The sequence below is a fragment of the Limnohabitans sp. 2KL-51 genome (assembly GCF_003063645.1).
Classification (GTDB): Bacteria; Pseudomonadota; Gammaproteobacteria; order Burkholderiales; family Burkholderiaceae_C; genus Limnohabitans_A.
This window is the reverse complement of the sequence record NZ_NESJ01000002.1, coordinates 316,557-340,706: the sequence shown is the minus strand read 5'-3', so window position 1 is coordinate 340,706 and position 24,150 is coordinate 316,557. Positions and strand designations below refer to the sequence as shown.

22 protein-coding genes and 1 pseudogene are annotated in these 24,150 nt (G+C 59.4%); 8 read left to right on the top strand and 15 right to left on the bottom strand.

Features of this window, described 5'->3' with window-relative positions:
* Positions 1-320: 320 nt before the first annotated feature.
* Positions 321-737, bottom strand: coding sequence for a hypothetical protein (locus tag B9Z49_RS21490; protein ID WP_146188453.1), 417 nt, complete (start codon positions 735-737; stop codon positions 321-323).
* Positions 738-1,162: 425 nt separating this feature from the next.
* Positions 1,163-1,515 (bottom strand): annotated as a pseudogene (locus B9Z49_RS03155) (hypothetical protein).
* A gap of 331 nt (positions 1,516-1,846) precedes the next feature.
* On the opposite strand from B9Z49_RS03155, the gene B9Z49_RS03150 reads away from it, so the two are divergent.
* Positions 1,847-3,541, top strand: a complete 1,695-nt coding sequence (locus B9Z49_RS03150; protein ID WP_108352008.1) for an FAD-dependent oxidoreductase — start codon at positions 1,847-1,849, stop codon at positions 3,539-3,541.
* A 17-nt stretch (positions 3,542-3,558) separates the two neighbouring features.
* Here B9Z49_RS03150 and crcB read toward each other — a convergent pair whose 3' ends face one another.
* From crcB to B9Z49_RS03125, 5 genes are all read right to left on the bottom strand, one after another.
* The gene (gene crcB, locus B9Z49_RS03145) at positions 3,559-3,951 is read right to left on the bottom strand and encodes a fluoride efflux transporter CrcB (RefSeq protein WP_108351969.1); all 393 of its coding nucleotides are present in this window, start codon (positions 3,949-3,951) and stop codon (positions 3,559-3,561) included.
* 34 nt (positions 3,952-3,985) lie between these two features.
* Positions 3,986-5,002 (bottom strand): recombination-associated protein RdgC, encoded by a 1,017-nt coding sequence (locus B9Z49_RS03140; RefSeq protein WP_233254486.1) that lies wholly within the window; start codon positions 5,000-5,002, stop codon positions 3,986-3,988.
* A 79-nt stretch (positions 5,003-5,081) separates the two neighbouring features.
* On the bottom strand, positions 5,082-6,383 hold the full coding sequence (locus B9Z49_RS03135) for a TRAP transporter large permease (RefSeq protein ID WP_108351968.1): 1,302 nt from the start codon (positions 6,381-6,383) through the stop codon (positions 5,082-5,084).
* Positions 6,384-6,389: 6 nt separating this feature from the next.
* Positions 6,390-6,899: a TRAP transporter small permease gene (locus tag B9Z49_RS03130; protein WP_108351967.1), complete on the bottom strand. Its 510-nt coding sequence runs from the start codon at positions 6,897-6,899 to the stop codon at positions 6,390-6,392.
* 4 nt (positions 6,900-6,903) lie between these two features.
* Positions 6,904-7,878 (bottom strand): TRAP transporter substrate-binding protein, encoded by a 975-nt coding sequence (locus B9Z49_RS03125; RefSeq protein ID WP_108351966.1) that lies wholly within the window; start codon positions 7,876-7,878, stop codon positions 6,904-6,906.
* 212 nt (positions 7,879-8,090) lie between these two features.
* Here B9Z49_RS03125 and B9Z49_RS03120 point away from each other — a divergent pair, with 212 nt between their 5' ends.
* Positions 8,091-8,624: a winged helix DNA-binding protein gene (locus B9Z49_RS03120; RefSeq protein WP_108351965.1), complete on the top strand. Its 534-nt coding sequence runs from the start codon at positions 8,091-8,093 to the stop codon at positions 8,622-8,624.
* 33 nt (positions 8,625-8,657) lie between these two features.
* Positions 8,658-12,320, top strand: coding sequence for a hydantoinase B/oxoprolinase family protein (locus tag B9Z49_RS03115; protein WP_108351964.1), 3,663 nt, complete (start codon positions 8,658-8,660; stop codon positions 12,318-12,320).
* Between the two features lie 88 nt (positions 12,321-12,408).
* Here B9Z49_RS03115 and B9Z49_RS03110 read toward each other — a convergent pair whose 3' ends face one another.
* Together B9Z49_RS03110 and B9Z49_RS03105 are read right to left on the bottom strand one after the other, a co-directional pair.
* Complete coding sequence (locus tag B9Z49_RS03110) at positions 12,409-12,795, bottom strand: DUF655 domain-containing protein (RefSeq protein ID WP_108351963.1); 387 nt, start codon at positions 12,793-12,795, stop codon at positions 12,409-12,411.
* A gap of 130 nt (positions 12,796-12,925) precedes the next feature.
* A complete protein-coding gene (locus tag B9Z49_RS03105) occupies positions 12,926-13,546 on the bottom strand; it encodes a response regulator (protein ID WP_108351962.1) in 621 nt (206 codons plus the stop codon).
* 206 nt (positions 13,547-13,752) lie between these two features.
* Here B9Z49_RS03105 and B9Z49_RS03100 point away from each other — a divergent pair, with 206 nt between their 5' ends.
* From B9Z49_RS03100 to B9Z49_RS03085, 4 genes are read left to right on the top strand one after another with little or no spacing between them, the layout of a single operon-like run.
* Complete coding sequence (locus B9Z49_RS03100) at positions 13,753-15,471, top strand: long-chain fatty acid--CoA ligase (protein ID WP_108351961.1); 1,719 nt, start codon at positions 13,753-13,755, stop codon at positions 15,469-15,471.
* Entirely contained in the window at positions 15,468-16,487 is a 1,020-nt protein-coding gene (locus B9Z49_RS03095) for an LLM class flavin-dependent oxidoreductase (protein WP_199224967.1), read from the top strand. The genes B9Z49_RS03100 and B9Z49_RS03095 overlap by 4 nt, the downstream gene beginning before the upstream one ends.
* A gap of 26 nt (positions 16,488-16,513) precedes the next feature.
* Positions 16,514-17,533, top strand: a complete 1,020-nt coding sequence (locus B9Z49_RS03090) for a methionine synthase (protein ID WP_108351960.1) — start codon at positions 16,514-16,516, stop codon at positions 17,531-17,533.
* 13 nt (positions 17,534-17,546) lie between these two features.
* Complete coding sequence (locus tag B9Z49_RS03085; RefSeq protein WP_108351959.1) at positions 17,547-18,299, top strand: 2OG-Fe dioxygenase family protein; 753 nt, start codon at positions 17,547-17,549, stop codon at positions 18,297-18,299.
* Positions 18,300-18,311: 12 nt separating this feature from the next.
* Here the strand turns inward: B9Z49_RS03085 and B9Z49_RS03080 are convergent, their stop codons facing one another.
* Positions 18,312-18,797: a YajQ family cyclic di-GMP-binding protein gene (locus B9Z49_RS03080; RefSeq protein ID WP_108351958.1), complete on the bottom strand. Its 486-nt coding sequence runs from the start codon at positions 18,795-18,797 to the stop codon at positions 18,312-18,314.
* Positions 18,798-18,837: 40 nt separating this feature from the next.
* On the opposite strand from B9Z49_RS03080, the gene murB reads away from it, so the two are divergent.
* Positions 18,838-19,899: a UDP-N-acetylmuramate dehydrogenase gene (gene murB / locus B9Z49_RS03075; protein WP_108351957.1), complete on the top strand. Its 1,062-nt coding sequence runs from the start codon at positions 18,838-18,840 to the stop codon at positions 19,897-19,899.
* Positions 19,900-19,999: 100 nt separating this feature from the next.
* Here murB and B9Z49_RS03070 read toward each other — a convergent pair whose 3' ends face one another.
* The 5 genes from B9Z49_RS03070 to B9Z49_RS03050 form a co-directional block, all read right to left on the bottom strand.
* Complete coding sequence (locus B9Z49_RS03070) at positions 20,000-20,959, bottom strand: tripartite tricarboxylate transporter substrate-binding protein (protein WP_108351956.1); 960 nt, start codon at positions 20,957-20,959, stop codon at positions 20,000-20,002.
* A 174-nt stretch (positions 20,960-21,133) separates the two neighbouring features.
* On the bottom strand, positions 21,134-22,474 hold the full coding sequence (gene argG, locus B9Z49_RS03065) for an argininosuccinate synthase (RefSeq protein WP_108351955.1): 1,341 nt from the start codon (positions 22,472-22,474) through the stop codon (positions 21,134-21,136).
* 19 nt (positions 22,475-22,493) lie between these two features.
* Complete coding sequence (locus B9Z49_RS03060) at positions 22,494-22,811, bottom strand: pyrimidine/purine nucleoside phosphorylase (RefSeq protein ID WP_108351954.1); 318 nt, start codon at positions 22,809-22,811, stop codon at positions 22,494-22,496.
* A gap of 143 nt (positions 22,812-22,954) precedes the next feature.
* Positions 22,955-23,614: a glycine zipper 2TM domain-containing protein gene (locus B9Z49_RS03055; RefSeq protein WP_108351953.1), complete on the bottom strand. Its 660-nt coding sequence runs from the start codon at positions 23,612-23,614 to the stop codon at positions 22,955-22,957.
* 169 nt (positions 23,615-23,783) lie between these two features.
* Positions 23,784-24,128, bottom strand: coding sequence for an arsenate reductase (locus B9Z49_RS03050; RefSeq protein ID WP_108351952.1), 345 nt, complete (start codon positions 24,126-24,128; stop codon positions 23,784-23,786).
* Positions 24,129-24,150: the final 22 nt, after the last annotated feature.

The window sequence follows — 24,150 nt, the reverse complement described above, 5'->3', positions numbered from 1 at the left end:
ATCTTGTCGGTCTCGGTATTCGAGAAAACCGAGGTTTCAAGCGCCTTGCAGCTCGATGGCAACACAATCGACAACCCGTCCGACGCTAACCAGTTGAATTTATTCACTTTTTAACCGGACACTACTGGATCTCCACATCAATTCAAAAGCACGATAGACCCGCCGAAAACAAACCTGACAGAACGATTTTTACGTATCGTTTGTCCTTTTAAAGGACAACTTCTCAAGACCCCAAACTTTTTTCAAAGGCTTTGAGAATCTAAACATTGAAAATTACCAAATAGCCTAAGCGGTGCTTAAAATTAGTTTTCCTACATCTGCTAACTGTTCTGCTTTTCAAGTTCCCGCTGTAGGTCAATCCATGCAGAGTCAAAGTTAAGTTTTTTAGCCATAGGTGAACTTGATTCAACGACCCGCCAAAATGGGGCAAGATCTTGTGTGCTGCTAGAACTATTGAATTCTTCCCATGTGTGCTCTGCAACAATTCTGAGAAAAATAGAAGTAGAAACGGGGCAGGTGGCATCGCATTTGTTCTTCTCTGCCAGTCTGCGCCTAAATGCTTGAATGGACAAGATGGAACCTGGTGGGATCGTCTTTAGTTCAGCAGCAATCTCTTCTGGACTTGAAATGTGCAGCTTTGACCCTTTAGGTATCCCCGCAAAATCTTTGTCGAGGACGACATGATGAGGCGGTTTAGCTTTCATTTTTTCTGCCCATGTTTTCTTCGCTCTTGGCATTGCAGACTCCAGTGAATAAGTTTGAGTGAGTATGCAGGTTCAACTCTTATGGGCAAATAATCCCCAGGAAAACACTAATTCGTCAAAACCAATCCAAGGCCCCAAACTTTATTCAAAAGTTCTAACAATTGAACCCAATCGTTTGCTATAATTTTTGGCTCAGGCTCTTTAGCTCAGAGGATTAAACAGCCGCTTATGGCCGGTAGCTGGCAGCCAGCGCTTTTAGCCGATGTCTCCTAACGCTGCAAACCCGCCCCTCGCTCGATCATCGCGCCCAGAGCAGACCCACGGTTTTAAGTCCTGTTACCGTGAGGGCCAGCGAGCCGAAAAAGTGCAAGCTGGCCGTGCCTGCCGCCAGGGCAATGCTGTCTTGCTGCAGCATGGCTACGACTTCTGCAGAAAAGCTGGAGAAAGTGGTCAGCGCTTCAGACCGGGTTGAGCACAAAGTCAAAATCGAGTTGGTAACTGCCATTGGCCAGCTGCAGCCAATCGGTGACCAGCGACTCACGCACACCAAACACCGCATCTGATGCCAAATACGGGTCTTCTTTGCGAAAGACATGGGTGATCAGGGTTTCGTAGCCCGGGGCCTCGATCTCGAAATGCAAATGTGCGGTCGCCAAGGGTGCCTGGCCGTGGCCACCTGCAATTGCCCAACCGGCCCATCGTGCGGGATGGGGTAGGGCATGGCCAAGATGGATTGGAAGTGAAAGCGCACATGAGCATCCGCTGTGAGTATCCCTTGGGCCTGGTGCTGCGACCTGTCGGCGTATTGCACGTCGTACAGGCCTTTCTGATCGGATTGCCAAACCTCGTCCTTTCATGTGCCACCGCTTCGCCCTGCACCCCTTTGACGCTGCCTTGAACCAGGCAGGGCTGCCCCTTCGCCCCGTTGGCGACATCGTCGCCCAAGTTCTAGTGGAGTGCATCCTCCACATGGTGGGGTCACTCAATGGATGTCTCGGGACTGACGGTCAAAGCCCGAGTGCTGACCGATAGCCATTATGATGAATTGAACGCACTGGCCCTTGAGCTTCGCGATCGGGCCTCATGATCGGAGCGACAAGTTCGGCGACGGTGCAACTCACGATGTAATAAAGCCAATGAACATGTCTTTGAAAGAGGCCGAGCAAGGCCTGGCCAACGCAGCAGACCCCACCGTGGTGGATGTGCTGATCGCAGGCGGTGGGCCTTTTGGTTTGATGCTTGCCATTGAGCTGGGGCGTCGTGGGGTGCGGACTTTGTTGGTGGACCCCAAACCGGGCACGGCCTTCAACCCTCAGGCCAATGCCACGCAGGCGCGCACCATGGAGCATTTCCGGCGTTTGGGCTTTGCCCACGAGATCCGGGCGCAGGGCTTGCCTGCCGATCACCCGACGGACATCGCTTATTTCACCCGCTTCACGGGCCATGAACTGGCACGCCTGCCTTTGCCCACGGCTGCGCAAGCGACTCAAGCCATCAAGACAATGCAAGGCTCGTGGAGTGCGGCCGAGTTGCCCCACCGTGTGTCGCAAAAATTTGTCGAAAAAACCCTGCGCAGTCAGGCACAGGCCTGCCCCTCGAACGATTTGCGCTATGGCTGGGCCTTGAAGCATTTCTCGCAAACCGAGGCGGGTGTGCAGGCGGTGGTGACACCGGTGTCCGGTGGGGCCGATGTGACGGTGCATGCCGCTTATCTGGTGGGGGCCGATGGCGCGCGCAGTGCGGTGCGTCACCAACTGGGCATCGCTTGGGGCGGCACCACCGGCATCAAGCGGGATTTTATGGGCGGCAAGATGTTTGCGGTGTATTTGCGGGCGCCAGATTTTGACAAGGCATTTCCCCACCGCAAGGCCTGGATGTATGTGACTGTGAACGCCCAGCGCCGGGCTTTCATGGCCTCGGTCGATGGTGGCAGCGAGTTTGCATTTCACGCCGCGGTGCATGAGGGCGAGGATGCCGATGCATGGACGCCCGCAGATGCCCAGCGCATCTTCAACCAGGCCATGGGGCTGGACATCACGATTGAAGTTTTGTCGGTGGGCACCTGGATGGCGGGTCACGCCTTGGTGGCCACGGCCTTTCAGCAAGGGCGCGTGTTCATTGGCGGGGATGCCGCCCACCTTTTCACGCCCACTGGGGGCCTGGGCTACAACACGGCCGTGGAGGATGCGGTCAACCTGGGTTGGAAGCTGGCCAGCGTGGTCCGGGGCCTGGCGCCGGCGCGCTTGCTGGACACCTATGCGCAGGAGCGCATGCCCTTGGCGCACCGCAACACCGCATATGCACGCCAGTTTGCCGACTCGGTGGGTTTGTTTGCGGCCACACCTGAATTGGAAGAGGCGTCTGAGCGGGGCGATCTCGCGCGGCAAATGGCGTCAGAGCATCTGAACGTGCATGTGCGCCTGGAGTTCAACATCCCCGGGGTAACGTTTGGCGGGCGCTATGACGGGTCGGCGATCGTGGTGGCCGATGGCAGATCACCACCGCCCGATGCGGCCAACAGCTACCAGCCCAGTGCCTGCCCGGGCGGGCGTCCGCCGCATGCCTGGTTGGCCGATGGGCGCTCGCTTTATGACACGTTTCACAGCGAATGGACCTTGCTGCAACTGGGCCCGCAGCCCTTGGATGCCTCAGAGTTTTTGGCTGCGGCCAGCCAACTGGGCGTGGATTTGAAACGGGTGGCGCACAGCGGCCAGGATCTGCTGGCCTTGTACGAAGCGCCGTGGGTGTTGATTCGACCCGATCAGGTGGTGGCCTGGCGAGGCCACGATGATCAGCAGGCTTTGCAGGTCTTGCAGCAGGCCATGGGCATAGCCTAAGGCGAGTGGGCTGGTCTTCAGCTGCGCGCCGCCCACAGCGTGACGGTGTGCAGGCCCAGCACCGTGAGCGCCAACGAGCCCAACAGGTGCAAGGCGGCTGTGCCCAAGGCCAGTGCAAACCGGCCGTGCTGCAGCATGGCCACGACCTCGGCCGAGAAGCTGGAAAAAGTGGTCAGTGCCCCTAAAAAGCCGGTGACCAGGGCCAAGCGCCAAACCGGGTCGAGCTCGGGCAGTTGCTGGAATACGCCCACGCACACACCCACCAGGTAGCCACCGATCAGGTTGGCCGCCAGCGTGCCCCAAGGCAGCAGGCCAGCGCTTGCGGGTTGGGGGTTGAGCCACAGACCCAGCTGCCAGCGCGAGAGGGCACCCACACAAGCACCCAGGCAAATCGCGATCACCGTGAGCATGGCGTGGGTCCTTTCGCTGGAGTCTTACCGGCGATTAAAACGGCGGGTCTTCGTCGGTCGCTGCTGCGCCCGTTGCACTAGGCTTGAGGGTCGAATTCACCACCGTGCGTGTCGGGTTCGGCTGGGCTGGGTCGGCAGCCGCTGCGCCCAGTTCCATCTCGCCACCCAGGGCTTCGATCAAGCTGTCGATCAGCGGCCCCAGCAAGCCGGTGGACAAAGCCACGTCGGCGTCAAAGCGGTCTTCGGTTTTGTCGGTGCCCGACTCGTCCATCACGCCGTCGAGGTACTGCACCTTTTTCAGCTGCAGGGTCTCGGTCAGCACAAAGGCCACACGCCCGTCCCAGCTCAGCGCCAGTTGCGTGGGCAGCTTGCCTTCCATGACGTGTTTGCGCACATCGTCGTTGGCCAAGTGGTGGCGGGTGAAGCGCACGCTGGCAGCGTCTTCACCGGTGGACTTGAGCACGGTTTCGCGCTCGACAGTCAGGTCGGCGGGCCATTCATCGGGCGTCTGCGCCAAGAGCCATTGCGTCATGGCCGCTTGCGGTGAGGTCACGGTCTGGATGAGTGAGACCGACAGGCCGCCCATCACATTCATCAGCGCGGACATGACTTCGTCGGCCTTGCCTTGACTGCCTGCGTTCAGCACCAAACGGCGGTTTTCCAGGTCCATCCACACCAGCACGGTGGACTGGCGCGCAAAGGCTTGCGGCAGCAGCGACAACAAGACGTCGTCCATCAGGTCGCGCTTTTCTTTTTTGCCGGGTTTGCGGCCCGTGGCCGCTTCGATTTCTGCGACACGTTCGTCCACCTTGCGGCGCACCACGTTGCCGGGCACGGCCTTGGACTCGATCATCAGCTTCATGATCCACTGACCCGAGACTGATTCGACCAAAGGGCCGTGGGCCTCGCCCCGGGGCGGTACCCAGCCAATCGACTTGTCTTGGCTGGCGCCACACTCCACAAACTGCACCGGCTCCAGCGCCGCCTGCACATCGGCCAATGTGGGCGAAAAGCCCTCGCCGATGCGGTAAACCATCACATTTTTGAACACAGAAAATTCCTTATCGCCCAAATGAACAACCCGTCCATTGGGACGGGTTGAATCATAGGGGATGAATGGGAGCTAACGGTCAGAGCTTCATCTGGGTGGGCAGCCAGGTCACGATGCCCGGCACAAAGTAAATCAGCAACACTGCGCCCACCATCAGGAAAAACATGGGCATGGACACGCGGGCGATGTAGGGCAGTTGCTTGCCTGTCATGCCTTGCAGCACAAACAGGTTGAAACCCACGGGCGGCGTGATTTGCGCCATCTCAACCACAAACACGATGAAGATGCCAAACCAAATTGGGTCGATGCCCGCTTTTTGTACTGTGGGCATGAGCACGCCCATGGTCAGCACCACCATGGAGATGCCGTCTAAAAAGCAACCCAAGATGATGAAGAACACCATCAAGGCCATGATGAGTGCAAAGGGGCTGAGGCCCAGACCACCGATCCATTCGGCCAAGTGGCGCGGCAGGCCGATGTAGCCCATGGACAAGGTCAAAAACGCAGCCCCCGCCAAGATCAAGGCGATCATGCAATAAAGGCGTGTGGCGCCCATCAAAGCGTCTTTGAACACCGCCCAACTCATGGAACCCTGCAGGGTGGACAGCACCAACGCGCCCACTACCCCCACGGCCGCAGCTTCGGTGGCGGTGGCAAAGCCGGTGTATATCGAACCCAGCACCGCTGCAATCAGCAAGACCACCGGGATCAGGCTACTGGAGGCTTCAAGCTTTTGCATGAAGCTCATGGGGGCGTCACGCGGCGGGATCTGGTCTGGGTGCCGCAAGGACCAATAAATGATGTAGCCCGAAAACAGCCCGGCCAGCAGCAAGCCGGGCAAAACCCCGGCGATGAAGAGCTGGGCAATCGACACATCGGCCGCCACGCCGTACACGATCATGATGATGGACGGCGGAATCAACAGGCCCAAGGTGCCAGAGCCGGACAGGGTGCCGATGACCATGTCTTCGGGGTATCCCCGTTTTTGCAGCTCGGGCAGGGTCATCTTGCCGATCGTGGCGCAGGTGGCCGCGCTCGAGCCCGACACCGCGGCAAAGATCGCGCAGCCCACCACATTGGTGTGCAGCAATCGACCGGGCAAGGCTTGCATCCAGGGGGCCAGTCCCTTGAACATGTCCTGGCTCAGTCGTGTGCGAAACAGAATTTCGCCCATCCAGATGAACAGGGGCAGGGCGGTGAGGGTCCAGCTCGAGGCCGAGCCCCAGATGGTCATCGCCATGGCGTCACCCGCGGGTCTGGCGGAAAACAATTGCATGCCGACCCAGGCCACGCCAGAGAGCGTGAGACCAATCCACACGCCACTGCCCAAAATCAGAAACAAGGTCAGGACCAGCAGCCCTGTGATCATCATGTCATTCATGGCAAGTCATTCGTTGCGCAGCATCTCGCCGCTGTCGGTGGCGGTGCGGCGACCCAGGATTTCGAGCACCAGTTCGTCGACAAAGGCCAGCGCAAAAATCACCGTGCCCAGGGCCATGACCAGCTGCGGAATCCACATAGGCGTGGCGTCATTGCCCGTGGAGATGTCGTGGAACTCGATGGATTGCCACACCAGGCGGCAGCTGTAGAAGGCGAACAAACAGGCCAGCAGGCTGGCCAGCGACAGGCTGAATACTTCCATGCCCCGGCGTGCAGCCCCCTTGAACAAGCCCAGCACCAAGGTCACGCGGATGTGTTCACCGCGCTTCAAGGTGTGGGCCAGCGCCAAAAAGCCCGCCCCGGCCATGAGGTAACCCGCATAGGCATCGGTGCCGGGCACATGCACATGGAGCTGCCGACTCAAGACGGACAACAGCACCATGAACAGCAGGCCGCACATGCACAGCGCCGCCATGGCGGCGGTGCTGGCATAAATCGCGTTCAGCAGTCGGCGCATGGGTTCAACGCTTGTAGGCGTCGACGATGGCCTTGCCTTCAGCGCCTGACTTGTCCAGCCATTCCTTCATGATGGTGTCGCCCACCTTTTTCATGTCGGCTTTGAGCTGGGCAGAAGGCGGTGCAACAGTCATGCCGTTGGCTTTGAGGATTTCCAGCGTGCTGGTGTTGACCTTGCGCGATTCGGTCCAGCCCCGGGTTTCAGCCTCGGCTGCGGCTTTGAACAAGGCATCTTGGGTGGGCTTGTCCAGCGCGTCAAAGGCTTTCTTGTTGGCAATCACCGCGTTTTTGGGCAACCAAGCTTGCACGTCGTAGTAGAACTTGAGGTGCTCAAACAGCTTGCTGTCGACGCCCGTGGCCCCTGACGTCATGGTGGATTCGACCACGCCCGTGGCCAAGGCCTGAGAGAACTCGGCCGCTTGAACGGTCACGGGCTGGGCGCCCACGAGTTCAGCGATCTTGGCGGTGGTGGGGCTGTAGGCGCGCCACTTGATGCCCTTCAAGTCAGCCACGCTGTTGATGGGCTTTTTGCTGTAAATGCCCTGTGGGGGCCAGGCCACCGAATACAAAAGCATCATGCCTTGCTCGGCTAATTTTTTCTCCAGCAAAGGTTTTTGCGCCTTGTAGAGTTTCATGGATTCGTCGTAGCTGTCGGCCAGGAAGGGCAGACCATCCGCACCAAAGGGCTGCCATTCGTTTTGGAAGTTGACCAGCAAGATCTCGCCCAGTTGGGCTTGACCACCCTGTACGGCACGTTTGATCTCCGGCGCCTTGAACAGCGAGGCGTTCGCGTGCACCGTGATTTTGAGTTTGCCCGCTGTGGCTTTGTCGACATCGGCCGCAAACTGGGTCATGTTGACGGTGTGGAAATTGGTGGCAGGGTAGGCGGCAGGCAGGTCCCATTTGGTTTGGGCCGACACAAAGCCGGAAACAGCGAGCAGACCAGCCAGCAGGCTGAGGTGAAGGGCGCGACGTTGCATGAGAACTCCTGTGAATGTGGAATAAACGGTCAAACAGGCCGTGCAAAAAAGGTGCCCGCTAATCGCGCGCATCGGGTGCATCTGGCTGGGGTTCACTGTAAGCAAGTTGAGGCGTGGGTGTGATCGGTGTTTTCCCTTAATGTCAACAAATTGTTGGTAAATTGTCATCAACGGACATAAACTTTGAGACCTCACTTGTCTGAACACCTCCAATGCCGCGCAAAAATTCAACTGCCATCGCGAACGCCAACCCCATCGTCTCTTCGGCCCATCTGGTCTCGCCCGACAGCGCCGAGATGAGCGAGTTCGAGTTCGGCCTGATCGTGGCGGGCAACGCGTTTCACCGCTGGATCATCCACTGCATGTCGGCGGCGGGCCTGAAGGATTTGACGCCGCTCGATGTGCTGGTGCTGCACCACGTCACGCACCGTGCGCGTGACAAGCGCCTGGCTGACATTTGTTTCATCATGAACATCGAAGACACGCATTTGGTGAATTACGCCCTGAAGAAGCTGCAAGGTTTGGGTGTGGTGATGTCGCAAAAGCATGGCAAAGAGGTCACCTATGCGGCGACCGACGCAGGGCGTGCTTATGTGCAGCGCTACCGTGACATCCGTGAGAGCTGCTTGATTGACGCCCTGAAAGCCGACGATGGCCTGAACCGTGACATTGGCGAGCTGGCCCGCTTGTTGCGCGTGCTCTCGGGCATGTACGACCAGGCTGCGCGTGCGGCGGCTTCTTTGTGAACCTGTTTTTGAATCCTGATTGTTGAGTGACTTATGAGCGAATCCACCATCACACCCGCTGGCAAAAACCGTTGGCAATTCTGGATCGACCGGGGTGGCACCTTCACCGACGTGGTCGGCAAGCGCCCGGACGGCAACTTGGTCACGCACAAGCTTTTGAGCGAAAACCCCGAACAATACCGCGACGCGGCGGTGGCGGGCATCCGCCATTTGCTGGGTCTCAAAGCTGGCGAGCCGGTCACCCCCGAGCAGGTCGAATGCGTGAAGATGGGCACCACCGTGGCCACCAACGCATTGCTGGAGCGCAAGGGCGAGGCAACCCTGCTGGTGACCACGCAAGGCTTTGGAGACGCGCTGCGCATCGCCTACCAAAACCGCCCGCGCTTGTTTGACCGCCAGATCGTTTTGCCCGAGCTGCTCTACAGCGCCGTGGTGGAGGCGCAGGAGCGTGTGACGGTGGATGGCGAGGTCTTGCTGCCTCTCGATGAGGTGCATTTGCGCACCCAATTGGTGAGCAGTTTTTTGCAAGGCGTGCGCTCGGTAGCCATCGTGTTCATGCACGGATGGCGTCACACCGCACACGAGCTGGCCGCCGCTCGTCTGGCGCGTGAAGTGGGCTTCACACAAGTGAGCACTTCGCACCAAACCAGCCCGATGATGAAGCTGGTCAGCCGGGGTGACACCACGGTGGTGGATGCGTATTTGTCGCCGATTTTGGGGCGCTATGTGGACCAGGTGGCCAGCGAGATGCCGGGCGTGAAACTGATGTTCATGCAGTCTTCGGGCGGCCTGACAGACGCGCAGGTGTTTGCGGGCAAGGACGCCATTTTGAGTGGTCCTGCGGGCGGCATTGTGGGCATGGCCCGCACGGCGCAGCTGGCGGGACACGACAAGGTGATTGGTTTTGACATGGGCGGCACGTCCACCGATGTGTCGCACTTTGCCGGACAGTTCGAGCGCGAGTTTGAAACCCAGGTGGCGGGTGTGCGCATGCGTGCGCCCATGATGAGCATCCACACCGTGGCCGCAGGTGGTGGTTCGATCTTGGCCTATGACGGTGCGCGTTTTCGGGTGGGGCCGCAAAGCGCGGGGGCCAACCCCGGCCCGGCCAGTTACCGCCGTGGCGGGCCGCTGGCCGTGACCGATGCGAACGTGATGGTGGGCAAGGTGCAGCCGAAGTTTTTCCCTTCGGTGTTTGGGCCGGAGGCGAACGATCCGCTGGATGCCGAGGTGGTGCGAGTGCACTTCCAACAACTGGCCGTGGAAACCGGCCGCGCTGCCGAAGATGTGGCGCACGGTTTCATCCAGATCGCAGTGCAGCAGATGGCCAATGCGATCAAGAAAATTTCGGTGGCACGCGGCTACGACGTGACGCGCTACACCTTGCAGTGCTTTGGCGGCGCGGGCGGTCAGCACGCTTGTCTGGTGGCCGATGCTTTGGGCATGTCGCAAGTGATGGTGCACCCGCTGGCGGGCGTGTTGTCGGCCTATGGCATGGGCCTGGCCGACCAGAACGTCATGCGCGAGGAATCCATCGAGCGGCGCTTGGATGCAGCCGCCATGCCTTTTATGGCCGAGCGCTTGCAGGCTTTGGGCGAGACCTCGCGCCAAGCCTTGCTGGCCCAGATGGGTGTGGATGCCGGAGGTGCCGACCGCATCGAGCTGCGCCAACGCGTGCATTTGCGCTACGAAGGCACCGACTCGGCGCTGGTCGTGTCTTGGGGCGATCAGACTCAGTTGGTGGCCGGGTTTGAGGCGGCGTATCGCCAGCGCTTTGCTTTCTTGATGGTCGGCAAGGCTTTGGTGGTCGAGGCCGTGTCGGTGGAAGCGGTGCTGCCTGGCGATGCGCCCGAAGAGGCTGTTCATGCGCTGAACTCTGAGCGCGAGGTGCCGCGTCGCGACACGGTGCGTGTGTACGCCGCCAACGCGCAAGGCGTGGCCGAGTGGCAGGGCGCTGCGCTGGTGGTGCGCGAAGACATGCGCCCCGGCGACGTGATCGATGGCCCCGCCATCATTGCCGAGAAAAACGCGACCACCGTGGTCGAGCCTGGCTGGCAGGCACGGCTGACTGCTCTGGACCATTTGCTGTTGGTGCGCGTGCATGCGCGGGCGGTGCAGCACGCCGCAGGGACGCAGGCCGACCCGGTGCTGCTGGAGGTGTTCAACAACCTGTTCATGAACATCGCCGAGCAAATGGGGTTGCAGCTGCAAAACACGGCCTACTCGGTCAACATCAAGGAGCGATTGGACTTTTCGTGCGCGCTGTTCAGCGCCGACGGGCATTTGATTGCCAACGCGCCACACATGCCCGTGCACCTGGGTTCCATGGGCGAGAGCATCCAGACCGTCATTCAAGAGAACAAAGGGCGCATGCAGCCAGGCGATGTGTTTGTGCTGAACGATCCGTACCACGGCGGCACGCACTTGCCTGACATCACGGTGATCACCCCGGTGTACCTGGACGGTCACGTAGCCCCCGTGTTTTATGTCGGCTCTCGCGGGCATCATGCCGATGTAGGCGGCCTGACGCCCGGCTCAATGCCACCGTTTTCCACGCGCATCGAAGAAGAGGGCGTGCAGATCAACAACGTCAAGCTGGTCGAGGCGGGCCATTTGCGCGAAGCCGAGATGGTCGCGCTGCTGCAAAGTGGCGAATACCCCTCGCGCAACCCGGCGCAGAACATGGCCGACTTGAAGGCGCAAATCGCCGCCAACGAAAAAGGCGTGCAAGAGCTGCGCCGCATGGTGGACCAGTTTGGCTTGGACGTGGTGCAGGCCTACATGCGCCATGTGCAGGACAACGCCGAAGAATCGGTGCGCCGTGTCATCACGCGCCTCAAAGACGGCGCATTCACTTTGCCGCTGGACAACGGCGCGCAGATCCAGGTGGCGGTGCGCGTCAATGCGGCCGAGCGCACGGCCGAGATCGATTTCACCGGCACCATCGCCCAGTTGCCCAATAACTTCAACGCGCCCCGTGCGGTGTGCATGGCAGCTGTCCTTTATGTGTTCCGCAGTTTGGTGGACGACGACATTCCCCTGAACGCGGGTTGTTTGAAGCCGCTAAAGGTCATCATCCCGACGGGCTCCATGCTCAACCCGAATCCGCCCGCATCGGTGGTGGCGGGCAATGTGGAAACCTCGACCTGCATCACCAACGCGTTGTTTGGCGCTTTGGGTGTGATGGCGGGTAGCCAGCCGACCATGAACAACTTCACCTTTGGCAATGCGCGGGTGCAGTACTACGAAACCATCTCAGGTGGCAGCGGCGCGGGTGGGCGCTTTGACGCACAAGGCCAGTTGGCCGGTGGTTTTGATGGCACCTCGGTGGTGCAGACGCACATGACCAATTCACGCCTGACCGACCCGGAGGTGCTGGAGTTCCGATTCCCGGTTCGGTTGGAAAGTTATGCGATCCGCCAAGGTTCGGGCGGCGCGGGGCGCTGGCATGGCGGCGATGGTGGGGTGCGCCGCGTGCGCTTTCTGGAGCCGATGACGGCGGGCATTTTGTCAAACGGTCGGGTCCATCCGGCCTTTGGCATGGCGGGCGGGCACAGCGGTTTGCCGGGCATCAACCGGGTGGTGCGCGCCGATGGCAGCGTGCAAGAGTTGGCGCACATTGGCCAGGTTGAGATGCAGGCGGGGGATGTGTTTGAGATCCACACGCCGGGCGGTGGCGGGTTTGGCAAGGCCTGAACGCCTACTGAGTGTCAAAAACATCTGGCTAAGGGACACGCCTGCCGAATCGATCGAGTCGGCAGGCCGGGTGTGACAGCATTGTTTTTCAGTTTTTGGCGGGCGTGGGTTTGGCGTTGGCATCTGCCGGTTTGGCGGCTTTGGCCGCAGCTTTATCCGCGCTTGCGTCTTTGCTGGCGACGGGCTTTGTCTCAGCCACTTTGACGTTGTAAGCACTGCCTTGCACCCGCACACCTTGCTCGGACAAGCTGCTGGCCTTTTGGGGGCCTAAGCCTTTGACCCGGCTGGTGGCATCTTCCCAATTTTTGAACGGGTTTTTTTTGCGCTCGTCCATCACCGCCTTGGTCAGGACTGGCCCTACGCCCTTGAGGGCGTCGAGCTCGACCTCGGTGGCCTTGTTCAAATCAATCTGCTGGGCCCATGTCAGGCCCGCGAAGCCGAAAGCCAGCAATAAACCTGTAATTTTCTTCAACATGTCTGCGCTCCTTGGTGTGACTGCAAAAATCTGCAGTGAGGTCCATTGTGGGAAAGCGCAGTGGTTTTGCGAAGAGGATTTATCTTAAATATGAAACAAAATGTATTGATAAAACGGCTTGATCAAGCGATCAAGCCGTCTGGTGTTCGAGCTTACGACCAGCGATCAATGCAGTGAAGAAACCGTTGAACCACTGCAAATTAACAGGCTTGGCCATGAAGATCGTGCCCTCTGGCAAGCCGCCGCGGGCCGCAATTTCTTCTTGTGACAAGGCCGAGATCACCAAACAAGTCATGCGTTGAAATTGGGCTGAGTGTTTGAGGGTGCGCAGCAGCTCAAACCCATCCACCCCGGGCATGTTCAGGTCGGCAATCAACACATCGGGTTGGATGCTGGCCATGTCAATCAGAGCCTCCAGTCCGGAGGACATGGCCGTGCAATCGACGGGCATTTCGCAGCGGTTGCAGAAGTCGCGCACCATGTCTCGGGTGACGGGATCGTCTTCGACCAGCAAAACCCGCAGACTGTACTCACGGCTTTCGCCTGGACTCATCAGCATGTTGTGCTTTTTTTGGTAATCGCGGATCGAGGGCATGGAGATGCGGCGGTGACCGCCTTGTGTCTTCCAGGCCTGGAGTTCGTTTTTTTCCACCAAAGTCTGGATGGTGCCCACCGACAAGCCCAGCAATTTGGCTGCGTAGGTGGTGCCACAGTAATCTTCGGGTGTGTCGGGTGTTGGATGTGTTTGCATGACTTTATTTTAGTGATAAAAATGCCAAATGGTTAAAAAAAGAATGCTTATTTACCTTTATTGAAACATCTCGAAACACATTTATCGGAAAAATCCAGGAAAGCCGATGACTTCGTATCGAGTTTCGGTCCCGTGCGCGACAAACTCAAAGCCTTTCCAGGTGGGGTGGCCCCTTAACATGACGACGAACTACAGGAGACCCTGAGATGCCCGCACACGCTGCTGTCTGGCCTGCCCGCCTGCCCGCCAAGATCACCGCGCCCGCCACATCCTTGTGGATGAACTTGGCCATCAGTGCCCTGCGATACCCTGAAAAACCCGCACTGGTCTTCATGGGCAGGGTCTGGACTTACCGAGAGTTGATGGCCAGTGCTGAGCAACTGGCGGGGCAGCTCAAGACCTTGGACGTTCAGGCAGGTGACCGGGTGGTGCTGGACATGCAAAACTGCCCCCAGCTTGTGATCACGCACTTTGCCGTTTTGCGCATCGACGCGGTGGTGGTGCCGGTGAACCCGATGAATCGGGCTGAAGAGCTCAAGCACTACATCACCGACCCTGACACGAAAGTGGCCGTCACCACGGCCGATCTGGCCCCTGATTTGGCCCAGGCCAGTGCGGCTTTGTCGCCCGATGAGCGTTTGAAGCATTTGGTGGTGACGCAATTCACCGATGTGTTTGCTCCCGATTCCGTCGGCCCCGAAGACATGCCTGAGGCCTGGCGGCCGTGGTTGCTGACGGTACGGGCTTTGCCCAAACTGGCGAATGGTCAAGTGCATGCGTGGGCGAACTTGATGGCAGCCCCTGCGGTTGACCTGCCGCCCCCTCAGGCCAAGACGGATGACTTGGCCATCTTGCCCTACACCAGCGGCACCACCGGCTTGCCCAAGGGCTGCATGCACACGCATGGCTCCATCATGCACAACGCCATGTCCAGTGCCTTGTGGGGCAATGGCACGCATGAAAACGTGACCTTGTGTGTGGTGCCAATGTTCCACATCACCGGCATGGTCAGCGTCATGCACACCAGCATTTTGCTCGGGGCCAGCCTGGTGCTGATGCCGCGCTGGGACCGCGATGTGGCAGGGCATTTGATATCCAAGTGGAGCGTGACGCACTGGACCAATATCCCCACCATGGTGATCGACTTGCTGGGCAGTCCGCACATGGACCGCTATGACCTGAGCAGTCTGGTCTACATTGGCGGCGGCGGCGCGGCCATGCCGGAGGCGGTGGCGCAACGTTTGCTGGAACAGTTCGGGCTGCGTTATGTGGAGGGTTATGGCCTGACCGAAACGGCCGCGCCTTCGCACACCAACCCACCCGATGCACCCAAAAAGCAGTGCCTGGGCATTCCTTTCATGAGCGTGGAGTCGCGAATCGTGGACCCCGAAACCCTGGCCGAATTGCCACCTGGCGAGTCGGGCGAGATCGTGATCAGTGGCCCACAGGTGTTCAAGGGCTACTGGAAGCGGCCCGAAGCCACGGCGGCCGCTTTCTTTGATCGCGACGGGTTCCGGTTTTTCCGTTCGGGCGACATGGGCAGAGTCGATGAAGAGGGCTATTTCTTCATGACGGATCGTCTGAAGCGCATGATCAACGCCAGCGGCTTCAAGGTCTGGCCTGCAGAGGTCGAGGCGCTGATGTTTCGCCACCCGGCCATTCAGGAGGCTTGCATCATCGGAACGCGTGACGCGTATCGGGGGGAGTCGGTCAAGGCGGTGGTGGTTTTGCGGCAAGACCACAAGGGCAAAGTCAGCGAGCAGGACATCATCGACTGGTGCCGTGAGAACATGGCGGTTTACAAAATGCCCCGCGCTGTGACTTTTGTCGACGCCTTGCCCAAGAGCGGCAGCGGCAAAGTCATGTGGCGGGCACTGCAAGAGGCCGAAATGGCCGCTTTGGCCCCCGAAACCAAAACCACATGAGCTTGAAACTTTCCGTCCTTGACCAGTCTGCCGCCGCCGAAGGGCGCGGGCAAGACGCCACCATTCGCCAGACCCTGGCGTTGGCCGAAAAGGCCGAAGCCTTGGGCTACCACCGCTTTTGGGTGAGCGAGCACCACAGCCACCCCAGCATCGTGGGCAGCGCCCCTGAAGTGCTGATGGCGGCCATTGCCGCCCGCACCCGGCGCATTCGCTTGGGCAGCGCGGGCGTGATGCTGCCGCATTACGCGGCCCTCAAGGTGGCTGAGCAGTTTCGCGTGCTCGATGCTTTGGCCCCGGGCCGCATTGATCTGGGCGTGGGCCGCGCGCCGGGCAGTGATGGGCGCACCGCCCAGTTGCTCAATCCCGATCGCAACGCCTCCGAGCGCTTTCCGCAGCAGGTGATGGAGCTGCAAGCCTGGGTGAGCGGCCACAACCTGCCGCCAGGCCACCCGGGACACAACGTCTACGCCTACCCGCAGTCGGAGACCTCGCCCGATGTCTGGATGCTGGGCAGCTCGGATTACGGCGCTCAGTTGGCGGCGCACTTGGGGCTACCCTATGCGTTTGCTTACTTCATTACCGATGGGCAAGGTGCAGATGAAGCCCTGCAGATTTACCGCGAGACTTTCCGGCCCAGTGCGGGCCTGCAAAGGCCATCCGCCGCCCTGTGTGTTTGGGCCTTGGCGGCCGATACCGACGAAGAGGCACTGCGCCTGTTTGAAAGCCGTGCCCGCTGGAAGATGGACCGCAACCTGGGACGCATCGGTGCGCTGTTGCCACCCGAAGAAGCGGCGCGTGACTACAGTCCGGCCGAGCAGTTTGCGCTGGAACGCTTGCGCGAGTCGGCCTTGATCGGCTCGGCCGGCACCGTGGGCCGCAAGCTGCGCCAATTGGCGGCCCGTCTCGAAGTGGACGAGTTGGTGGTTATCACCTGGACACATGACCCTGCAGCGCAAATGCGCTCTTACGAATTGCTCGCCCAAGAATTTGCGCTTGCGGCAAACTCCACGCTTTGATTTTTTAAAACCTCAGGATTTTTGACATGTTCACCACTGCGATCGCTGGCAGCTTGCCCAAACCCGCCTGGCTTGCCGAAACCGAAAAACTCTGGCCCCAGTGGACCACCCAGGGCCCTGAGTTGCAGCAAGCCAAGGCTGATGCCACGCTGCTGTGGATCAAGGCGCAAGAAGACGCAGGCCTGGACGTGATCGGTGACGGTGAACAAGCCCGCCAGCACTTTGTGCATGGCTTTGTCGAGCAGGTCGAAGGCATCGACTTCGTCAACAAAGTGACCATGGGCATCCGCAACAACCGTTACGACGCGCAGGTGCCTCAGGTCGTTGCGCCGCTGCGCCTGAAGGGCCGCGTGCACGCCTTCGAAGCCCAGCTGGCCCGCGCCCACACGAAAAAGAAACTCAAATTCACCTTGCCTGGCCCCATGACGATTGTGGACACCGTGGCCGACCGTTTTTACGGCGACAAGGTCATGATGGCCATGGCCTTTGCCGAGTTGCTCAACCAAGAAGCGCTGGCGCTGCAAGCCGATGGCGTGGACATCATCCAGTTTGACGAACCTGCGTTCAACGTCTACATGGACGACGCCGCCGACTGGGGGGTGAAGGCGCTTGAGATTGCTGCGCGGGGCCTGACCTGCACGACGGCGGTCCACATTTGCTACGGCTACGGCATCGAAGCCAACAACAACTGGAAAAAGACGCTGGGCGACGAATGGCGCCAGTATGAAAAGGTATTCCCGGCTTTGGCCAAGAGCAGCATCCAGCAAGTCAGCCTGGAGTGCATGCACTCGCATGTGCCGATGGAAATGATGAAGCTGCTCGAAGGCAAAGACGTGATGGTCGGCGTGATCGATGTGGCCAATCCGGCCATCGAGACGCCCGAAGAAATTGCTGACACCATTGGCCGTGCCTTGCAGTTTGTGCCCAAGCACCGCCTGATCGCTTGCACCAACTGCGGCCTGGCACCCATGAGCCGCGCCGTGGCCGAGGCCAAGCTCAAGGCCCTGGCCGAAGGGGCCAAGCTGGCCAGCCAGCGTTACGCTTGAATCTGAACTGCTCATGCCTCAACAAATGCTGCAACCTCCTCTGACATCGCCCGACCTGCTGAACGCCACCTTGGCAGACCAAGGGTTTGCGGTCTTGGGGTCTGCCAGTGCTTGCGCCTTGGCGGGTGTCTCGCTTGACGCCTTGCAAGCGCTGGAACCCAGTTGGCACGACTTGCCGCCTGACCAATACCTGAAAGACGGGGGTCGTTACCGCCGCAGGCGTCATGCCAGCTTTGAGGTCACAGGCGATCTGGCCCAAGCCATGCCGCACCGTGCCCATTGGCAGCCCTTGTCTTACAACGCCTTGCACGGCGGCATGCAGCGTTGGTTTGAGCCGATGTCGCCCGAGGTGTTGCAACAAGCGGCTTGGCAAAAATTGTTGTGCTGGCTGGGCCGTGTGGCCTCAGCCGCGCAGGGCAATCAGACTTGGTTCACCGAGGCGCACCAGTTCCGCATCGACACCACCGACGGCATTGGCCGCCCCACACCCGAGGGCGCGCACCGCGATGGCGTGAACTGGGTGGCGGTGTTTTTGGTGGGTCGCCATGGCATCAAAGGCGGCGAGACGCGGGTGTTTGATATGGACAGCCCGCGCGGTCAGCGCTTCACCTTGAGTGAACCTTGGTCCGTGTTGCTGCTGGACGATACCCGTGTGATCCACGAAACCACCCCCATTCAGCCCGAGCAACCGGGCGGGTGGCGTGACACCTTGGTGGTCACTTTGCGTTCAGAGGGTTTCCTGGATCAGCCCACACCCAAGGCCTGAATTCAGCGCGCTTTAATCCCTGAAGTTGTCGAAGGACAGCGGCAACTCCGTCATGTCCTTGCGCAACAGCGCCATGGCTTCTTGCAAGTCGTCACGTTTGGCACCGGTCACACGCACCGCATCGCCCTGGATGGACGCCTGAACCTTGATCTTGCTTTCCTTGATCAACTTGGTGATCTTCTTGGCATCTTCGGTCTCGATGCCGTTTTTCACCTTGATCACTTGTTTGACCTTGTCGCCGCCGATTTTCTCGACCTTGCCAATGTCCAGAAAGCGCACGTCCACATTGCGTTTGGTCAGCTTGTTGCGCAAGATGTCTTCGACCTGCGTGAGTTGAAATTCGGCATCACCGAACATCGTGATCTCTTTGTCTTTGAGCTCGATCTTGGCCGATGTGCCTTTGAAGTCAAAGCGGGTGCCGATTTCTTTGGCAGAAGTGTCAACAGCGTTGCGCACTTCGGCCATGTTGGGTTCGCAAACGGTATCAAACGAGGGCATGGCGGTAAAAGTCCGAGGTTGAGAATGAGACAATTCTCCCATGAACTTGGAGAAAAGCGTCCCTTTGCAGCCGTACAACACCTTTGGCATTGCCGCCAAGGCGCTGGCCTTGGTGCGCGTGCGCTCCGAAACCGACCTGCTGGACGTACTGGCCGACCCCGCTTTGGCCACTTTGCCCCGCCAAGTCTTGGGCGGCGGCAGCAACATTGTGCTCACCGGTGACGTCAAGGCGCTGGTGCTCAAAATCGAGGTGCCGGGCATATGTTTAGCGGCTGAGACAGACAAACACTGGGTGGTTGAGGCTGGCGCAGGTGTGGACTGGCACGCCTTGGTCGCGTGGACTCTGGACAACGGCTACCCCGGCCTGGAAAACCTGGCGCTGATCCCCGGCACGGTGGGTGCATCGCCCGTGCAAAACATCGGTGCGTATGGTGTGGAGCTGCAAGACCGCTTTGAGTCTCTGGACGCCATGGACCTGTTTACCGGCGAACTGTTCAGTCTGAATGCGGCGCAATGTGGCTTCAGCTACCGCGACTCGGTGTTCAAACACGCATCAGTCGGCTCTGACGGTCCGGATGGCTTGGGCCTGGCGGGCAGGGCGGTCATCCTGCGGGTGCGCTTTGCGCTGCCCAAGCGCTGGAAACCCGAGCTGGGTTACCTGGACCTGGAGCGCAAGATGCATGAGACCGGCATCCATACCCCTGATGCGCGGCAGATATTTGATTGGATCGTGGCGATCCGCCGAGCCAAACTGCCCGACCCGGCGGTGATCGGCAACGCGGGCAGCTTCTTCAAGAATCCAACGGTGACCCCCGAGCAATGCGCCGACATCATCGCCCGCGACCCGAAAGTGGTGCACTACCCCATGCCCGACGGCAGCATCAAGCTGGCGGCGGGCTGGCTGATTGACGCTTGCGGTTGGAAAGGCAAGTCCGTAGGCCATGCCGGGGTCTACGAAAAGCAGGCGCTGGTGCTGGTCAACCGCGGCGGACGCGAGAACCCTTGCACCGGGGGCGAGGTGATGACGCTGGCCAAGGCCATTCAGACCAGCGTGTACGAGCGCTTTGGGATTCGGCTGGAGCCTGAGCCGGTGGTGATTTGAGATAACGCAATCTCGATGGCTGGCGCAAAAATGCATCAAGGCCAGAATGGCCGAGTGCCCATGCTTCAGATTGAGCGCAGCGGACTGAAAGTGACTGTTGTCACTGAACCGTTGCGCCAGAACTTCGCGCGATCCCATGCCATTTTTTGACTTCGTTGGCCATGAAGACGCCAAGTTCCTCTGCACTGCCGGGGACCACCGTGGCCCCCTGGGCAATGAGCGACTCTTGAACGCTCGATTTGGCCAACATCAACTTGATGGCGTTATCGAGTCGGGAAATGATGGCAGGTGGTGTGCCTGCCGGAGCCAGAACAAATAGACGTGGGGATGCATCAAATCCAGGAAAAGTATCTGCCAAAGCCGGCCATTCCGGTGCACTGATGAGCTTGACGGGGCTGGTGAGTGCAATGGCTTTGAGCTTGCCAGCCTTGGCTTGTACCAAAGCTGGGGGTGCAGACATGATGGCCAGCGGAATTTGGCCGCCGATCAAATCGGGAAGGATGGGCGCTGCGCCTTTGTAGGGGACATGTACGAAGTCAAAATTGCCTTGCTTTTTGAAAAGCTCCATGGCCAGGTGATGGACGGTACCCACACCTGGGGATGCATAACTGTATTTGCCTGGATTGGCCTTGAGCAAGGCGACAAGTTCATTCGTATTTTTGGCAGGCAAAGACGGATGAGCGACCACCACCAATGGGGTGACGCCGACCGAACCCACGGGGGCAAAACTTTTAATGGGATCGAAGGGCACGGATGCGTAAATGGACGGTGCAATCAACAGACCCGTCTCACCAAAAAGCAGCGTATAACCATCGGCGGGCGCCTTGGCGACGGCGTCCGCAGCCAGTGTTCCTCCAGCACCTGCCCGATTTTCAACAAATACCTGCTGCCCCAATGATTCAGTCAATTGCGTGGCAGTCAGACGAGCCAGCGCATCGGCGCCTCCCCCTGCGGCGTATCCCACGATCAGTCGGATCGGCTTGTTGGGAAAGGTCTGAGCGAATGTCGGGATCGAGGCGAGTGCGATCAAACAGCACAAAAAGATGTGGATTTTTTTCATGGGGTCTCTCCTGAATATTGAATCTTAGCCCTGAACAATTGAAACTTTCAAGCTCGTTGACTTTATCAGGGCGCTTTATTCGGGGTTTTCTTGGCCCCGCCAAAACCACGTGCTCTACGAAGTAGACAACAAAAAACGGCCCGAAGGCCGTTTCTCATTGAAGCTTCAAAAAAGTCACTTCTTGCCGCTGCCCTCAAGCTTGTAGATGTGCGGGCCTTCGCCCACCGACAACAAACCGGTGTGTGCGTAGATGCCCAGTTTGGCGCGGGTGTCGGTGATGTCGAGGTTGCGCATGGTCAGCTGGCCGATGCGGTCGAGCGGGCTGAACGGCGCGTCTTCTACTTTTTCCATGCTCAAACGCTCTGGCGCGTAGGTCAGGTTGGGGCTGTCGGTGTTTAGGATCGAATAGTCGTTGCCACGGCGCAGTTCCAGCGTTACGGTGCCGGTCACTGCTCGTGCCACCCAGCGCTGGGCGGTTTCGCGCAGCATGATGGACTGTGGATCAAACCAGCGGCCTTGGTACAACAAGCGGCCCAAGCGCAGGCCGTTGATGCGGTACTGCTCGATGGTGTCTTCGTTGTGGATGCCGGTGACCAAACGCTCGTAGGCGATGTGCAGCATGGCCATGCCGGGGGCTTCATAGATGCCGCGGCTCTTGGCTTCGATGATGCGGTTTTCGATCTGGTCGCTCATGCCCAGACCATGGCGGCCGCCGATTTCGTTGGCTTTGAGGAACAACTCGACCGGGTCGGCGTATTCCACGCCGTTCAGGGCCACGGGCATGCCTTCTTCAAAGCGCACGCTCACTTCTTCGGCCTTGACCTCGACTTCGGGCTTCCAGAACGCCACACCCATGATGGGGTTGACGATCTTCATGCCGCTTTGCAGGCTTTCCAGGTCTTTGGCTTCGTGGGTCGCGCCCAGCATGTTGCTGTCGGTGGAGTAGGCCTTTTCGGCGCTCATCTTGTAGCCAAAGCCGTTGGCGGTCATGAAGGCGCTCATTTCGGCGCGGCCACCGAGTTCGTCGATGAACAGCTGGTCCAGCCAGGGCTTGTAGATCTTGAGGCTCGGGTTGGTGAGCAATCCGTAGCGGTAAAAACGCTCGATGTCGTTGCCCTTGAAGGTGGAACCATCGCCCCAGATGTTGACGTCGTCTTGCTTCATGGCGGCCACCAGCATGGTGCCGGTGACGGCGCGTCCCAAAGGCGTGGTGTTGAAGTAGGTGATGCCGCCAGTGGAGATGTGGAACGCACCGCTCTGGATGGCGGCAATGCCTTCGTGTGCCAGCTGAGTGCGGCAGTCGACCAGGCGGGCTTTTTCTGCGCCGTATTCCATCGCTTTGCGGGGAATTTCGTTGTAGTCGGCTTCGTCAGGCTGGCCCAAGTTGGCGGTGTAGGCGTAGGGCAGGGCGCCCTTTTGCTTCATCCAAAGCAGGGCAGCAGACGTGTCCAGGCCGCCAGAGAAAGCGATGCCGACTTTTTGCCCTTTGGGCAGGTTTTGCAGGATGGTGCTCATGGTGTCTCGATCAATCGCTTTAACCAAAATGGCAGATGTAGTGGTAGGCCTCGGTCACACGGATCTCGAACTTGGAGTTGCCGGGGATGCTGAACTCTTCGCCTGCGCTGGACTTGACCCACTGGGTGCTGCCGTCGAGCTTGTATTCGCAAGAGCCACCCACGCATTCCATGATTTCAGGTGCGCCGGTGTTGAAGGTCAAGGTGGCGGGCAAGATCACGCCCACCGACAGCTTGGTGCCGTCGGCCAGGGTCAGGCCGTGGCTGACGCATTTGCCGTCAAAGTAAACATTGGCTTGGGTGTTAACGGAGACGCCGTCGATGGTTTGGGTGGTCATGGGTGATGCTTCAAAGGGGCGGGTTCATCCCGCGTCAATGGAAAAGGGCGTCTTTTGACGCCCTTGGTGGCCAGTCAACCCGGCATTTTAGGCCAGACGGCCGATCTGATCGGGGATCGATGGTGAGCGGCGATCAGGAACTTTTAGCGCCACTGGCCGTGGCCATGGCGGCGGTTGTGAACGTGGCCATGGCTCCAACCCCAACCCAATTGGATGTTGGAGTAAACCGGTGGGTAATTGCGGTAAACCGGCGTGGGCAAATACACCACGTGGGATTCGGTGATGAGGGGAGCCATTGCGGTGCTCGTGGTCACCACAGTGTCTGCGGGCGCCGCAGTCTGGGGAATCCCAATGGGGGTGACTTGCAACAGGATGGTCGGGCCCGGATCTTGGGGCAGTTGTACGTTGTATTGCTTGCCAGCGTATTCATACACCACGTTGTACCCGCTCAAACGGTTTTCGTAAGCGGTCTGGGTGGTGCACGTGGTTTGGTTTTGCATCTGACTGCCCGGATTCTCGATCCGGTCGCCCAAGATGGCGCCGCCCATGACACCGGCCATGGTGGCCACAGCACGGCCTGAACCGCCCCCGATTTGGTGGCCGATCGCAGCGCCGGCGATGGCGCCCATCAAGGCTCCTGCGCCGGATGTGGGGTTTTGCACAGCTACGGGGGTTTGCGTGCAGGTTTGGCGTGGCACGGCGACTTGTTGGTACACCGCGGTGCGGGAGATCACTTGTCCGACTTCTTGGGCCTGCGTTAAACCCGTTACAGCGAGTAAAAGAGCGGTCATCAGGGTTTTCATGATCGGGTTCTCCGTGGAATCAATGAGGATGAGTTTAGCGCTGGTGTTGCGTTCCTGTATGGCTGGCAGGTAAAGTTCTTGCGCTTTTCATGGGAGTCGGCAAGCACGCAGCTTTGTCTGCAGTCAGCGCCGTGCGCCGATGCAGTCCATCAGCGATGCCTGTTTTTTCTCAGGCAGGCCATTGGTCTGGCGTGAATCCCACTGTGACCCGCCCCGAGGGCCAGGCAATGACCGGCCGTTTGAGGGTGCTGGCGTGCGCCAGCATGACTTGTTTGGCGCTGGCACTGTCCGTCACACCCGTTTGCAAGGCGACGTCCAGCTTGCGCCAGGTCGTGCCTTTGCGGTTGAGCAGGGTTTCCCAGCCCACATCGGTCAGCCAGTTGTCCAGCTGCGCCTCGGGCACGCCTTGTTTTTTGAAATCGTGAAAGACCGCGTTCAAACCGTGATCGGCCAGCCAGGTGCGGGCTTTTTTGACGGTGTCGCAATTGGGAATGCCGTAAACAATGAGGTCCATGGGGCTTTGACGAGGTGAAAAG